At 34.5% G+C, this 14,279-nt stretch carries 16 protein-coding genes; 13 read left to right on the top strand and 3 right to left on the bottom strand.

All coding sequences use genetic code 11. The features are described from left to right. Positions 1–114 precede the first annotated feature (114 nt). From dnaN to GKG00_RS05655, 13 genes are all read left to right on the top strand, one after another. Complete coding sequence (gene dnaN, locus GKG00_RS05715; RefSeq protein WP_002835942.1) at positions 115–1,218, top strand: DNA polymerase III subunit beta; 1,104 nt, start codon at positions 115–117, stop codon at positions 1,216–1,218. Then, a complete protein-coding gene (gene yaaA / locus GKG00_RS05710) occupies positions 1,211–1,417 on the top strand; it encodes a S4 domain-containing protein YaaA (RefSeq protein WP_094206577.1) in 207 nt (68 codons plus the stop codon). Before dnaN ends, yaaA begins: the two co-directional genes overlap by 8 nt. Further along, positions 1,417–2,484, top strand: coding sequence for a DNA replication and repair protein RecF (recF, locus tag GKG00_RS05705; RefSeq protein ID WP_154254661.1), 1,068 nt, complete (start codon positions 1,417–1,419; stop codon positions 2,482–2,484). The genes yaaA and recF overlap by 1 nt, the downstream gene beginning before the upstream one ends. Before the next feature lies 1 nt (position 2,485). Further along, on the top strand, positions 2,486–2,728 hold the full coding sequence (locus GKG00_RS05700; protein ID WP_094206481.1) for a DUF370 domain-containing protein: 243 nt from the start codon (positions 2,486–2,488) through the stop codon (positions 2,726–2,728). Then, positions 2,728–4,644, top strand: coding sequence for a DNA topoisomerase (ATP-hydrolyzing) subunit B (gyrB, locus tag GKG00_RS05695; RefSeq protein ID WP_154254660.1), 1,917 nt, complete (start codon positions 2,728–2,730; stop codon positions 4,642–4,644). Before GKG00_RS05700 ends, gyrB begins: the two co-directional genes overlap by 1 nt. 9 nt (positions 4,645–4,653) lie before the next feature. Beyond that, complete coding sequence (gyrA, locus tag GKG00_RS05690; protein ID WP_002835936.1) at positions 4,654–7,074, top strand: DNA gyrase subunit A; 2,421 nt, start codon at positions 4,654–4,656, stop codon at positions 7,072–7,074. A 10-nt stretch (positions 7,075–7,084) separates the two neighbouring features. Beyond that, a complete protein-coding gene (locus tag GKG00_RS05685; protein WP_094204592.1) occupies positions 7,085–7,396 on the top strand; it encodes an STAS domain-containing protein in 312 nt (103 codons plus the stop codon). Next, positions 7,396–7,740, top strand: coding sequence for an ATP-binding protein (locus GKG00_RS05680; RefSeq protein ID WP_002835934.1), 345 nt, complete (start codon positions 7,396–7,398; stop codon positions 7,738–7,740). Before GKG00_RS05685 ends, GKG00_RS05680 begins: the two co-directional genes overlap by 1 nt. Before the next feature lie 4 nt (positions 7,741–7,744). Further along, a complete protein-coding gene (locus GKG00_RS05675; RefSeq protein WP_002835933.1) occupies positions 7,745–8,521 on the top strand; it encodes a SigB/SigF/SigG family RNA polymerase sigma factor in 777 nt (258 codons plus the stop codon). After that, complete coding sequence (locus GKG00_RS05670; RefSeq protein WP_154254659.1) at positions 8,522–9,133, top strand: ABC transporter ATP-binding protein; 612 nt, start codon at positions 8,522–8,524, stop codon at positions 9,131–9,133. It begins immediately after the preceding gene. A gap of 1 nt (position 9,134) precedes the next feature. Continuing rightward, positions 9,135–9,908 carry an ABC transporter permease gene (locus GKG00_RS05665; RefSeq protein ID WP_094207876.1) on the top strand — a complete coding sequence of 258 codons (774 nt, stop codon included), beginning with the start codon at positions 9,135–9,137 and terminating at the stop codon, positions 9,906–9,908. Positions 9,909–9,921: 13 nt separating this feature from the next. Further along, positions 9,922–11,280, top strand: coding sequence for a class II fumarate hydratase (gene fumC / locus GKG00_RS05660; RefSeq protein WP_154254658.1), 1,359 nt, complete (start codon positions 9,922–9,924; stop codon positions 11,278–11,280). 73 nt (positions 11,281–11,353) lie between these two features. Further along, a complete protein-coding gene (locus GKG00_RS05655) occupies positions 11,354–11,584 on the top strand; it encodes an LPXTG cell wall anchor domain-containing protein (RefSeq protein ID WP_241673568.1) in 231 nt (76 codons plus the stop codon). A gap of 795 nt (positions 11,585–12,379) precedes the next feature. On the opposite strand, the gene GKG00_RS05650 is transcribed toward GKG00_RS05655, so the two are convergent. The 3 genes from GKG00_RS05650 to GKG00_RS05640 all read right to left on the bottom strand — a co-directional run bounded on the left by GKG00_RS05650 (position 12,380) and on the right by GKG00_RS05640 (position 14,277). Next, entirely contained in the window at positions 12,380–13,024 is a 645-nt protein-coding gene (locus GKG00_RS05650) for a DUF3841 domain-containing protein (protein ID WP_154254657.1), read from the bottom strand. Continuing rightward, complete coding sequence (locus GKG00_RS05645) at positions 13,021–13,680, bottom strand: YoaK family protein (protein WP_154254656.1); 660 nt, start codon at positions 13,678–13,680, stop codon at positions 13,021–13,023. Before GKG00_RS05645 ends, GKG00_RS05650 begins: the two co-directional genes overlap by 4 nt. A gap of 162 nt (positions 13,681–13,842) precedes the next feature. Next, the gene (locus GKG00_RS05640; protein ID WP_094206586.1) at positions 13,843–14,277 is read right to left on the bottom strand and encodes a DUF3139 domain-containing protein; all 435 of its coding nucleotides are present in this window, start codon (positions 14,275–14,277) and stop codon (positions 13,843–13,845) included. Between the last annotated feature and the right edge of the window lie 2 nt (positions 14,278–14,279).

Raw genomic sequence — 14,279 nt, 5'->3', positions numbered from 1 at the left:
TCAATATATAAAACACCACAAATTACAAACAAACTAGAGTTATCCACAATACAAACAGCCCTACTACTACTATTACTAACTATTATTATTATTTGTATAAACGAAAGGTAAAATATGAAATTAAAAATATCGCAAAAAGAATTACTTAAACATATCAATATTGCGCAAAAAGCGGTGTCATCTAGAACGACTATTCAGATATTAGAAGGAATTTTGTTCATCGCAGAAGAAAATTGTCTTAGACTTGTTGCTACGGATTTGGAACTTATTGTGGATACTAGAGCAAATTGTGAAATCTACGAAAAAGGTCAAATTGTAATTAACTCATCAATGATAGGAAATATCATTAGAAAGCTTCCTGACGATGATATTTATATTGAAGTGGACGATAATAATATCAATATTAAATGTTTGTCTACGGAATTCAACATTCAAGGTCAAGATTCAAACGAATTTCCATCTCTTCCTTATATAGATAAGGATGTTAAATTGACTTTGGAACAATCTGAACTTAGAGATTCCATCAGAAAAACATCATTTGCTACAAGTATGGACCAAACAAGACCAGATTTGACAGGTGTTTTGTTCAATATTATGAACGATAGGATTGAATTTGTGGCCTTAGATGGTTACAGAGTTTCACTTGATTGTATGAGTAATGTGAGTGAGTTTGAAATGAAGGCTATTGTTCCAGCGAGAGCTTTGAATGAAGTTTACAAGATTTTGGAAGAAGGGGAAATAACTCTTAACATTATTACTGGAAATATTATTTTCAAATTGGAAAACACTGATGTTTATTCTAGATTAATCGATGGTCAATATATCGACTACAATCAAGTTATGAAACAAGATTTCTCAACTGTTGTTACTATAGAAAAGAGAGCTTTACAAATGGCTTTGGAAAGAGCATCTCTTATGGCAAAAGAAGACAAGGCAAACTTGGTTAAGCTTGATTTTTCTGGAAATGAATTGCATATTTCATCTAATACTGATATTGGTAAGGTCGATGAGTATGTGAAGTGCGAAATCGGTGGAGAAGATTTGAAGATTGCTTTTAATGCTAAGTATTTGTTAGATGGCTTGAAGGTTATTGATGATGACGATATTACTTTGAATATGAGTGGAAGTCTAAGACCGATGGTGTTTAAGCCATTGAACGATACCAATTACACTTATCTTGTCCTTCCGGTAAAACTTGCAGGAGGTAATAATGATTAGTGTTAAAATTGAATCTGAATTTATAAAATTGGAACAGTTTCTAAAATTCGCATCCATCGCACAAACTGGTGGCATGGCGAAAGAACTTATTAAAGAATCCATGGTTAAGGTTAATGACGAGGTGGAGATAAGACGCGGCAAGAAGCTTTATCCAGGAGATGTAGTGGAATTTGAAGGAGAGAAATACGTAGTCGAATAATGATCGTTCAAAAATTAAAATTATATAATTACAGGAATTTCTGTGAAATAGAATTGGATTTTTGTGATGGTCTGAATCTGATTGTAGGCAGAAATGCCTCGGGTAAGACTAATATTTTGGAAGCTATTAATGTAGCTTTGAAGGGAAAAAGTTTCAAAACCAACACCAATTCTCACTTGATTAAATTCGGTGAAGATGAGGCTCGCATTGTAATGGATGTCTACGATGATGGTTTTGAGGATAAGATAGATATTACTATTAAAAATAACGAAAAGATACTCAATGTGAATGAAGCTTTTGTGAATACTATTAAAGAATACAATGAGTATTTTGAGTGTATTGTTTTTAAGCCAGATGATTTGAAGATAGTAAAAGAATCGAAATCTTTGAGAAGAAAATTCTTGGATGAGTCCATAAGTGGTGTGGACAAATACTACAGGACTGTTTTGAAACAGTACAATCAAGTGTTGGATGAGAGAAATAAGCTCATCAAAAACCACAGGTACAATTCGTATTTTAATGAGCAGTTGAAGGCTTTGAATATTCAATTGGCAGACACGGGCTCATATATTATGCACAAGAGAAAAAGCTATGTCGAAAGGCTACATCTTATCGCAAAAAACGTGTGCTCAAATTTGAGTGATGAGAATGATAAGCTGGACATGGAAAATAATTTTTCGATAGAATATGTAGAGGATATGACTAATCAAAAGAATACTTATTACAAGAGTTTGGTAGATATTTTGGATAAGGATTTGGAAAATAAGCAAACTAATTTAGGTATCCATCGTGATGATTTGGATATTTTAATCAACGACAAATCGGCTAAGTTTTTTGCATCTCAAGCTCAGGTGAGAACTGCTATTTTATCGATGAAGCTTGCGCAATTGGATTTGAGTAGATTTTATAATGATAGATTGCCAATTATTTTGTTGGATGATGTGTTCAGTGAACTTGACGATTACAGAATCAACTACATCATCAGATATATCAAGGATTTTCAAGCTTTTCTGACGACTTCAGAAAGAGCGCCTGTTGGGTTGTACACGATAAAAATAGGTGAATGATATGTATTTGGATATTGGCAACAACACATTAATTGATGAAAATGAGATTATAGCAGTAGTTAATGTCTCGGACAAATTCTTCACAGATTTCAAGAAGGATGATTTGGATTATACGAAAAACGTAGAATTTGTGAATGAAGATGAGGACATTACTATAAGGTCTATAGTCATAACTAATAGAGGAGTTTACAAGTCAAATATTAGTGGGAATTATTTGATGAATAACTTTATGAAAGGAATATAATGAAAAAAAACAGAGAATATACTGCAGATCAGATTACAGTATTAGAAGGATTGGAACCGGTTCGTGTAAGACCAGGGATGTATATCGGTTCTACTGATGAAAAAGGTCTACACCATTTGGTGTACGAAGTAGTCGACAACTCAATTGATGAGGCGTTGGCTGGCGTGTGTGATTTGATTAAGGTTACTATAAAAAAAGACAATTCAGTTATTGTAGAAGATGATGGTTCTGGTATTCCGGTTGAAACACACCCAAAAACAGGCAAATCAACGCTTGAAACTGTACTTACAGTGCTTCATGCGGGTGGTAAATTTTCAAACGACGCTTATCAATACTCAGGTGGTCTTCACGGAGTTGGTGTAAGTTGTGTTAATGCTTTAAGTACATATCTTATTGCCAGAGTCAAAAGAGACGGCAAAATGTACGAACAAAGATTTGAAAAAGGAAAAACTGTTACAGAACTTACTGTTATAAAAGAAAATGTCAGAGGAACTGGAACAACAATTGAATTTATGCCGGACAATACGATTTTTGAAACTTTGAATTTCGACAAAAATGTTCTTGCAAAAAGATTCAGAGAAATGGCGTTTTTGAATAAGGGCGTGAAGATAGAATTTGCTGATGAAAGAGAAGGCTACAAGGAATTGTTCCACTACGAAGGTGGTATCAAATCATTTGTAGAATACATCAACAAATCCAAAAAGCCTTTGGATCACGAAGTTATGTATATCGAAGGAGAAAAAGAAACTACTAAAGTGGAAATAGCTATGCAATACACTGAAAGCTATAACGAAACTATTGTTTCATTTACTAATAACATTAAAACAGTTGACGGTGGAACACATGTTGTAGGATTTAAATCTGCACTTACTCGTGCTCTTAACGATTATGCAAGAAACAAAAACATATTAAAAGAAAAAGACGATAACTTATCTGGTGATGATGTCAGAGAAGGTATCACTGCTGTTGTTTCAGTAAAACTTAACAACCCACAATTTGAAGGACAAACAAAAGGAAAATTGGGTAACTCCGAAGCTAGAACTGTTGTGGACAGCGTTGTATATGAACATTTGAGTTTTTATTTTGAAGAAAATCCAAAAATCGTCAAGACAATTATACAAAAAGCATTGGCATCACAAAAAGCAAGACTTGCCGCAAGACGTGCAAGGGATTTGGTTCGTAAGAAATCGGTGCTTGACAATACTACACTTCCAGGAAAACTTGCTGACTGCCAAAGCTCAGACATCGAACACAACGAAATCTTCCTTGTAGAAGGGGATTCTGCCGGTGGTTCTGCAAAAGGTGGCAGGGACAACAAATTCCAAGCTATATTGCCATTGAGAGGTAAAATCTTGAATGTAGAAAAAGCTCACCTTGAAAGAGTTTTAAATTCAAACGAAATCAAAGCTATGATTACTGCATTTGGAACTGGAATAGGAAAAAACTTTGACATCAGCAAACTTCGCTACGGCAAAATCGTAATAATGACCGATGCCGATGTCGATGGAGCGCACATCAGAACACTTCTACTTACATTCTTGTACAGATTTATGAAGCCATTAGTGGAAAAAGGTCACGTGTACATCGCACAACCACCACTTTACGGAATCATCAAAGGTGTTAAGGTAATGGAATATTGCTACACAGAAAAAGAATTAGAAGAAGCTTTGGAAAAATACGGCGAAAGAAGTAACATCAAAGTTCAAAGATACAAAGGTCTTGGTGAAATGAACGCAGAACAATTGTGGGATACTACAATGAATCCTGAACACAGAATCCTAATCAAAGTTGAAATCGACGGAGAAGACGAAAACGAACTCGACAACACATTCGACGTTTTGATGGGAGACGATGTTGAACCAAGAAGAGAATTTATAGAACAAAATGCTGTTTATGCACAAAACATTGACGCTTAGGAGAATAATATGACAGAAAGAAAACTCAATATAAAACCAGCTGATTTGAAAAAAGAAATGGAAAGTGCATATTTGGATTATTCTATGAGTGTAATTGTATCACGTGCACTTCCAGATGTAAGAGACGGGCTAAAACCTGTTCACAGACGTATAATTTACGGAATGCAACAACAAGGGTTGTTCCCAGATAGAAAATACTCCAAGTCCGCAAGACTTGTAGGGGAAGTAATGGGTAAGTATCACCCTCATGGTGACAGCGCAATCTACGATGCAGTTGTAAGACTTGCACAAGATTTCAACATGAGATATCCACTTGTAGATGGTCAAGGTAACTTCGGTTCTATCGACGGTGACGGAGCTGCCGCACCTCGTTATACGGAGTTACGTATGGCAAAACTATCACTTGAAATGTTGCGTGACATCAACAAAGATACTGTTGATTTCCAAGACAACTACGACGGTGAAGAACAAGAACCAGTTGTACTTCCATCCAGATTTCCTAACTTAATCGTAAATGGATCCAGTGGTATCGCCGTTGGTATGGCGACAAATATGGCTCCACACAACTTAGGTGAAACTATAGATGCATTAATCGCATCAATCGACAATCCAAATATTACAATAGAAGAATTGATGAAACACATCAAGGCTCCTGATTTTCCAACGGGTGGAAACATCATGGGACTTGAAGAAGTCAAAAATGCATACACAACAGGACGTGGAAAAGTCAAACTAAGAGCAGAAGCTAGGATTGAGGAATCAAAGGGAAGATACAAAATAATCGTCACAGAAATTCCTTACCAAGTTAACAAATCCAACTTAATCAAAAAAATCGCAGACCTTGTAAAACAAAAGAAATTAGAAGGTATCAGTGATTTGAGAGATGAATCGGACAGAAAAGGTATGAGAATTGTCATCGAAACAAAAAGAGATGCCAATCCAAATATCGTGCTTAATAACTTGTACAAATACACTCAAATGCAAACTACATTCGGGATAATTAACCTTGCACTTGTAAATGGCGTTCCAAAAGTTTTGACATTGAAACAACTAATCGACCATTATCTTGTTCACCAAGAAATAGTCGTTAGAAGAAGAACGCAATTTGATTTGAACAAGGCGAAGGCGAGAATTCACATAGTTGAAGGATTGTTGAAAGCAATCGACAATATCGATGAAATTATTCACATTATCAGAACAAGTTACGATGATGCGCTTGAAAAATTGATGCAAAGATTTGGTTTTTCAGAAATTCAAGCCCAAGCAATTTTGGATATGAGACTTAAAAGATTGCAAGGTTTGGAAAAAGAAAAACTACAAAATGAATTTGACGAATTGAGCGCATTGATTGAACAATTGACAGAAATTTTGAATAACAGACACATGTTATTAGAAATCATCAAAGACGAATTGACAGAAATTAAAACAAAATATTCAGACGACAGAAGAACTAAAATTCTAAGAGATGACGGTGATTTTGAAGATATGGAACTTCTAGAAGAAGAAGACATGTTTATTACTATCACTAACAAAGGCTACATTAAACGAATTTCAACCGATGCATACAAAGTTCAACACAGAGGTGGACGTGGTGTTAATGCAATGGGAATGAAAGATGGAGATTTCATCAAAGATATGTTCGCAACTACAACTCATCAAGATTTGTTGTTCTTCACTAATAAAGGAAAAGTTTACTCACTAAAAGCTTACGAAGTGCCAGAAGCAAGCCGTACTGCTAGAGGATCCAACATCATTAACCTAATCCAAATCGATGCCGATGAAAGTGTTACACAAGTATTGGCATTGGATAAGGACAAAGAAGACGACCAATTTATAATATTTATCACTAAAAATGGTAAAGTGAAGAAGACTTCGTTGGATTTGTACGAAAATATTAGAAAAACTGGTATCATAGCTATCAAATTTGACGAAGGTGACGAGCTAATCGATGTAAAACTTGTCGAAAAAAATGAAAATGTAATTATCGTCACTAAAAAAGGAATGAGTTTGCAATTTAATGTGGATCAATTGAGAGATTTATCCAGAAATGCTATCGGAGTAAAGGCTATAACGCTTAACAAAGACGATGAAGTTATTTCATTTGATTTGGTAAAAGACAATGAATTCTTGGCAGTTATCAGTGAAAATGGTTACGGTAAGAAGACTGAATTATCCAACTACACTACACAAAACAGAGGTGGAAAGGGAATCAGAACTTACAAAATCGCCAAGAAAACAGGAGATGTAGCGTGTGCTAAGGCATTGAAAAACGAAGATGAGATACTTTTGATTAGCAAAAAAGCTGAGGTTATCAGAATTAAAGCGGAAGGAATATCTACACTTTCAAGATCAACATCTGGTGTATTATTGAAAAATACAGATAAGGGCGAAGATGCGATAGTAGCTGTAGCTAAGTATTTTGAAGAATAAGGAGAAAATTATGCAATTAAACTACGATATAGTCACAAAAGACGAAATAATTGTAAGAATCCAAGGTGATTTGGACATTAACACTTGCGACGAATTCAGAGATGATTTATTGGAAGAATACAAGAAAAATCCAAATGACATCAGAATTGATGCGACAGATCTTTCATTTATAGATTCAACAGGACTTGGTGCTTTGATAAAAGTGTACAACGAACTAAGAGACAATAACCACAAAATCTACATCGACAATATCAAAAAACACGTCAATAAAGTGTTCACGATAACAGAAATGGACAAGATTTTCGTAATAAAGGAGATATAATGGAAGAATTCAGATTAAGTTTTCAAAATGAAAAAGAAAATGTATCTCTTATAAGACTTTCAGCATCTTTCATTGCGATGAAGTGTGGATTTTCAGTAGACGATATTGAAGATATCAAATTGTGCGCGAGTGAATGTTTGAATTTACAAAGAAACAGATCCAAAATCATCGACTGTACAATGACTATTGACGATGAATCTTTAACACTAATCTTCAAATTAGACGGATTTAATCCACGTGAAAACAACGAAAAGGATAAAATATCGGAAATGATTATCCAATCTTTAATGGATGAATACGAAATCAATGGAAGTGAGATAAAAGTAATCAAGAATAGGAAATAATATTATGGCGAATAAATCAATTAGTAAAGAAGAACAGGAGAATATTAAAGAATTATTCTTGAAATTCCAAGAAACACGAGACAAGAAAACAAGGGATACTCTCGTTGAAAAAAACCTGTATATCGCTGAAATATTAGCTAAAAAATACACAGGAAGGGGAATCGAATACGATGATTTGTACCAAGTCGCATGTATCGGACTGATCTATGCGATTGACCGCTACGATCCATCAAAAGGCTACGAATTCTCCTCCTATGCAACTCCTACAATAGTCGGAGAAATCAAGAAATATTTCAGAGACAAAGGCTGGGTCATCAGAGTTCCACGCAGAATTCAGGAACTCAACAAAAAAGTTGCCAACGCCAAGATTCACCTTGCACAAACCATGCAAAAATCTCCAACAGTTGAAGACATCGCAGATTACTTGTCGATATCCAACGAAGAAGTTTTGGAAGTGTTGGAAGGGGCGAAGGTGTATGCTCCACAATCATTGGATCAATCGATCGATCAATCAAGTGATGACAGGGACACTAATCTTAGCGATTTGATTGGAGAAGAAGACAAGGACATGCTGAAGTTTGAAAACAGGGATTTGATCAACAGATGCATGGAGGATTTGAACGAAGTTGAAAAGAAAATTCTTCTTGGAAGATATTTTGATAAGAAAACACAAATCGTGATTGCAGAGGAATTGGATATTTCCCAAATGACTGTCAGCAGAATGGAGAAGAAAATTCTCAAAAAATTCAAGGCGTCACTCAAGGAACAGCTGGAATTTTAAATGGAAATTTTGAGATTTGAAAATATTAAATTCATCAAAGAGTACGATGATTTTGCTATAGATAAAAACGAAGTAGTTTTCGTTGTGGGTAAGAGTGGAAGTGGCAAATCCACTCTTCTCAAACTTATCAACAACACATTACAAATGAAATCGGGCAGAATTTTCTACAAAGATAAAAATATTTTGAATATCAAACCTGTTGAATTGAGAAGAAACATCATAATGACTTCCCAGGAAAATTTCTTGTTTGATATGACTATAAGAGAGAATTTCCATGAGTTTTACAAGCTACGCGATTTAGAAGAATTAACTGACGAAGAAATCACGAAGTTTTTGAAAATCACTAATTTCGATGTCGATTTGAACCTCAATGTTGAGAAACTTTCCGGAGGAGAAAAGCAAAGGGTATTCTTGGCTATTGCTCTTAGCTTAGATCCTGAGGTTTTGTTATTGGATGAGCCGACAAGTGCGTTGGACAATAAGACTGCATTTGATATGATGAAAAATATCGTGGATTATTGCAAACACAACGACATTACACTTGTAGTTGTGAGTCACGCTAGACAATTAGTCGACGAATTTGCAGATAAAATAATCGATTTGGGAGAATAAAATGGGAATAATTAAAATACCATGGACTAGGTTCGTTCTGATTTATTTGCTTTTGTTAGTTGTGTTATTCGTAATGAAGAAATGTCGTATCAACAAAACAAAAATGCTAGTTGTAGCAAGTGTTCGTATGACTGTACAACTTATAATCGCAGGGTTCATTCTAACTTATGTGATAAATTCGAACAACAATTTATTTGTAATAATTTACATATTGATAATGGCGGCATTCAGCAGTTTAAAAGTTTTCAAAGGAAATCATTTATCTGACAAATTCAAAGCGATTATAGGATTTAGCATATTATTTTCAGGATTACTTGTGGAGTGCTTCTACGTAGGATTTGTAATCAGAAAACCTATCTTCGATGCACAATATGCGATTCCAATTTCTGGGATGCTTTTCGGAAACACGATGACGGCTGTGAATTTGGGAGTAAATTACTTAAACGAAAATCTGAAACTAAACAAAAATAAAATCACAACGTTAATTAATTTGGGAGTAAGTGCAGACACAGCACTCATTCCTATTGTCAATCGATCCGTAGAAATGGCGATACTACCGAATTTGAACAGCATGATTGCTATGGGAATTATAAGTCTTCCTGGAATGATGACAGGACAAATCCTATCCGGAGTTAGCCCAAACACTGCAATAATTTATCAGATATCTGTGATGATAGCCATCTGCGCGAGCGTTAACATTGCAAGTTTCTTGTCGCTTTATTTGGGATACAAAAGTTTGATTAATAATAGAGAGCAAATAAATTTTGAATTATAATTGGAGGAAAAAAATGAGAATTGAAAAGGATTCTATCGGTGAAATCGAAGTAAGTGACGATGTTTTGTGGGGAGCACAAACTCAAAGAAGTTTCAACAATTTTAAAATTGGAACAGAAAAAATGCCACTTGAAGTCATCAAAGCGCTCACAAGATTAAAAAAAGCGTGTGCGATTTCTAATAACAAATTGGGAAAACTTACAGACGAAAAGAAGGATTTGATTGTGGGTGCATGTGATGAAATCTTGGATCACAAACATGACAGCGAATTTCCACTAGCTGTGTGGCAAACTGGATCTGGAACGCAATCCAACATGAATGTGAACGAAGTCATCGCACACATCGCAAACCAAAAGATTGGGGAGAACATCATTCATCCGAACGATGATGTGAACAAATCCCAAAGCTCCAACGATACATTTCCATCTGCAATCCACATTGCACTTAAACATATGATTGATTCAGAACTAATCGAAGAATTAGAAAACACTGAAAAAGTCTTCGAAAAATTGATGGAAGAAAATAAAGATATCATCAAAATCGGACGTACACATTTACAAGATGCAGTGCCTCTAAGATTGTCACAAGAAATATCGGGATGGCTTTTCATGATTAGAAAAGGCAAACAACACATCATTGAAGCAAGCAAAGCGTTAAACGAACTTGCAATTGGAGCTACAGCCGTTGGAACAGGACTCAACGCAGTTAAAGGATTCGACCAAATGGTAGTAGATGAAATAAATGCCCAAACAAAAGGAGAATTCGTCACTGCAGAAAACAAATTCCACGCACTTACATCAAAAGATGCAATAAGCTATACTCATGGAGCAATCACAGCCCTTGCTAATAATTTGATGAAAATTGCAAATGATGTGAGATTTTTGGCAAGTGGTCCAAGGTGTGGAATCGGAGAATTATCAATTCCAGCAAATGAACCGGGCTCATCAATCATGCCTGGCAAAGTAAATCCAACACAAGCAGAAGCATTGACTATGGTTTGTGTACAAATAATGGGCAACAACACGACAATTCAAGTCGCAGCAAGCCAAGGAAATTACGAACTAAACGTGTATATGCCTGTGATTATTTATAACGCGTTGCAATCAGTAAGACTAATAAAAGATGCTACAAAATCTTTTACAGATAATTGTCTAAGAGGACTCAAAGCAAACAGAGAAGTCATCGATTATTATTTGAACAATTCGTTGATGCTAGTCACTGCCCTTAACACCAAAATTGGCTACGACAAAGCTAGTACAATCGCAAAATACGCACACAAAAACAACACAACACTTAAACAAGCTTCCCTTGATTTGGAAATTCTAACAGAAGAAGAATTTGACGAATACGTCGACCCTACAAAAATGTGCTAGTTAAAAAAATATTTTATATTGAAAAATAATAATATAAAATATATAATAAGTGTGAGGGTAATGGGGGGAGAATATGAAAAAGAAATTAACGATATATGTGGTAGTAGTGATGACATTTCTGATGCATATTGGATATGACATAAGCTACGGTCAAAAAGAAAGTAACATAATGAAAATGTTGGCTAGTACACAAACTTTGCCAAAAGCAGGCATAGACAACGAGCATATTTTAATAAGCATCGCTTGTTTAATAATAATTACTGGTGCATTTTTTGTGTTTTTTAAAAAAAGAGAAAAGAAGTAAGTTATTGATTTACTTAGATAGGAAAACTCACGCAGTTAAGCATATTGCACATATGCTTAGCTGTTTTTTTTGTTTATCTACAAATGTAGTTTCAGTGTGTAAAACAAAAAATCATCAAGCACGATTGCTTTGCTAACATAGGTAAACTCACGCAGTTAAGCATATTGCACGAATATCTAGACTACGAAAATTTGTTATTTCTAAATCTCGAAACCCTAAAATTTGAAGCTCACTTCGTTCGGCGGTCAAATTTTGGCCGGGTTTCTTCGATTTGTAATCAACAAAATTTTCTCCGTATGATATTCTTAGCAATAAGGCTTAACTGCTTTTTTGTTGCTTATTAAAATACTTTATAGGGAAGAATAAAGATGTGTAGAAAACCAAAATTACTTGTAATAATCTACTAGGTATTTTTTGATGAAATCTGTTGAATTTGATGGGGAAAATCTGTATGTAATTTTGGTAATCTACTTTTTGTAATTTATCAACATACTTGGTTTTGAAATGGGGGATTTTGTGTAGAAGAAGTTTGTTGTTTGAATATTTATTGCTTAGATAGGTAAATTCACGCAGATTAAGCATATTGCACGAATATCTAGACTACGAAAATTTGTGATTTCTAAATCTCGAAACCCTAAAATTTGAAGCTCACTACGTTCGGCGGTCAAATTTTAGCCGGGTTTCTTCGATTTGAAACAACTTGAATTTTCTCCGTATGATATTCTTAGCAATAAGGCTTAACTGCTTTTTTATTTTATCAACAAAAAAAATCTTAGATTTAATTGTCTAAGATTTTTACAAATAATCTATTAAATTTTCTTCTGATATATCTATTGGGTCGTCATGGTAGTATACTTTGACTATCATGTCTTCTGTGATTTCCCAGATGTTTCCTTGGACTGCGAAGATGTTCCATTCATCGATGTCGAAGATTCGTTTGTAGCTTTGATATATTTTTTTATATTCTTCAGGATACAAATATCTATAGTCTTCGGAGCCTATTAGAAACGGGTTGGGCATTTTGTTATCTTTTAAATATTTGTAGTATTGTTTCAAATCGTCTTCATTTAATGGTACGTAGTGGTTGTTGAGGACGTAGTCCCATTTTGCTCCATCTAGATAGACGATTTTTTCTGAGGGTACTTTGAGGCAATACGCTACGGAGTTTTCGTCTGGTTTCATGCAGTTTTTGTTACTGACTGAGCACCAAATCGGTAGTTTTACATCATCAGGTTTTGAGACGATTTGTTCTGCTTGTTTGACAAAATAGGTGTATTTTTCTCTGAAAAACTCATAGATGTCTCCCAAATGTTCACTTGCGTATTCCAATTTGTTGATGAATCTTTTTTCTTTTTTTAATACGTCTAGTGATCTTTTATCTTGCATTGTGTAAAGCATTACGTATCCATTTGTTTCATTTGGGTTTTTCATTTGTTTCATTTTTTGTTCCTTTCTGTTTCGTGCATTATGATGAATGCGATGAGTATTATGACAGGAAGTACGAGTATTGATTTTGTTGAGTAGACAATTGATGTTAGTGTTCCGATTATACAACCTAGTATGAATATCAAAATTGCAGAATATGTCGTAAATGATGCTTTGAGTAGGTTGTTATCTTTTGTGTAGAAGTAGTCTATGAGTCTGTCTGTTGCTTTTTTCAAATTTCCTGTGCACATTGTCGTCATTAAATCTACTCCGTTGAATCTTCTAAACGCTTCGATTTGCATTGCGCACACGAATGATATGAGAAGACATGCTAATTTGTTCAAATTTTCTGGGATAAATCCAACTAATGCGAGGATTATTCCTTCAAAAACTATGATAACTTGTCTCCAATGTACGATTTTCATGTATTTGTGCTTTTTCTCAAATATTCTAACCAAAGTTGTCCCCAAAATGAATGCAATAATCGGCATAACGTAGCGCACTATTTTGTCCAAATTCCCGTAGCAAATATTAATCGAGAGTAATACGAGATTTCCTGTTTGTGCGAATGCGAAAACTCCACCACGGGTTACGTAGCTGTAGCTATCCAAGAATCCGCCGATTAGTGTTAGTATGAACATTATTTGTAAACTTTCAGATTTTTGTGTCATTAAATCACCTGCTTATTTGATTACATTATATCATTTTTTCATTTATAGAAAAAATCAACTGGATTACAACGTAGCAATCATCCTATCAGCAGTGGTTGCGCTACTACAATTTATAAAAACAACAAGCTCATCTTATTAGATGAGCTTTTGTTTTGTGGAGAATTATTTCCAAGTGTTTAGACATTTTTGATACTTAATATAATCAGCAAACGGCTTTCTTGCAAGGTAGTTGTGATTGTCTATCATGTTTTTTTCTTTTTCTAATTTTTTATCATAAGCAAAACAAAACATCTTGTTGTAGTTATTTTTCATAGGATTCAAATAAACATTGGAGTACAAGAAATATCGGTACTCGTATTGTGTATTGGGATCATCTTTGAAATATATTGTAAAACGTGTAGTATTCTCACTTGCATCATTATATTTTTCTATAGATTTGATGTTGGATCTGTCAGTTCCTTGTAAAGTGAGGACTTGGTCAAGTTTTTTGTTTGCGAAATAGCTTTGAATTGGATGATCAACAACCCACCACACAACATTGTAAATTACGAAAATACAGATCACAATTTTAATAAATTTGTATAGTTTATTTTTCATAT

Source organism: Finegoldia sp. BIOML-A1, from assembly GCF_009678325.1.
GTDB classification, from domain to species: domain Bacteria; phylum Bacillota; class Clostridia; order Tissierellales; family Peptoniphilaceae; genus Finegoldia; species Finegoldia magna.
This window is presented reverse-complemented; position numbering and strand designations above follow the sequence as displayed.

Bases quoted from the DNA above. Each gene is read 5' to 3' on its own strand.
- dnaN (WP_002835942.1), top strand. From the start codon at position 115: ATGAAATTAAAAATATCGCAAAAAGAATTACTTAAACATATCAATATT.
- yaaA (WP_094206577.1), top strand. From the start codon at position 1,211: ATGATTAGTGTTAAAATTGAATCTGAATTTATAAAATTGGAACAGTTT.
- recF (WP_154254661.1), top strand. From the start codon at position 1,417: ATGATCGTTCAAAAATTAAAATTATATAATTACAGGAATTTCTGTGAA.
- GKG00_RS05700 (WP_094206481.1), top strand. From the start codon at position 2,486: ATGTATTTGGATATTGGCAACAACACATTAATTGATGAAAATGAGATT.
- gyrB (WP_154254660.1), top strand. From the start codon at position 2,728: ATGAAAAAAAACAGAGAATATACTGCAGATCAGATTACAGTATTAGAA.
- gyrA (WP_002835936.1), top strand. From the start codon at position 4,654: ATGACAGAAAGAAAACTCAATATAAAACCAGCTGATTTGAAAAAAGAA.
- GKG00_RS05685 (WP_094204592.1), top strand. From the start codon at position 7,085: ATGCAATTAAACTACGATATAGTCACAAAAGACGAAATAATTGTAAGA.
- GKG00_RS05680 (WP_002835934.1), top strand. From the start codon at position 7,396: ATGGAAGAATTCAGATTAAGTTTTCAAAATGAAAAAGAAAATGTATCT.
- GKG00_RS05675 (WP_002835933.1), top strand. From the start codon at position 7,745: ATGGCGAATAAATCAATTAGTAAAGAAGAACAGGAGAATATTAAAGAA.
- GKG00_RS05670 (WP_154254659.1), top strand. From the start codon at position 8,522: ATGGAAATTTTGAGATTTGAAAATATTAAATTCATCAAAGAGTACGAT.
- GKG00_RS05665 (WP_094207876.1), top strand. From the start codon at position 9,135: ATGGGAATAATTAAAATACCATGGACTAGGTTCGTTCTGATTTATTTG.
- fumC (WP_154254658.1), top strand. From the start codon at position 9,922: ATGAGAATTGAAAAGGATTCTATCGGTGAAATCGAAGTAAGTGACGAT.
- GKG00_RS05655 (WP_241673568.1), top strand. From the start codon at position 11,354: ATGAAAAAGAAATTAACGATATATGTGGTAGTAGTGATGACATTTCTG.
- GKG00_RS05650 (WP_154254657.1), bottom strand. From the start codon at position 13,024: ATGAAACAAATGAAAAACCCAAATGAAACAAATGGATACGTAATGCTT.
- GKG00_RS05645 (WP_154254656.1), bottom strand. From the start codon at position 13,680: ATGACACAAAAATCTGAAAGTTTACAAATAATGTTCATACTAACACTA.
- GKG00_RS05640 (WP_094206586.1), bottom strand. From the start codon at position 14,277: ATGAAAAATAAACTATACAAATTTATTAAAATTGTGATCTGTATTTTC.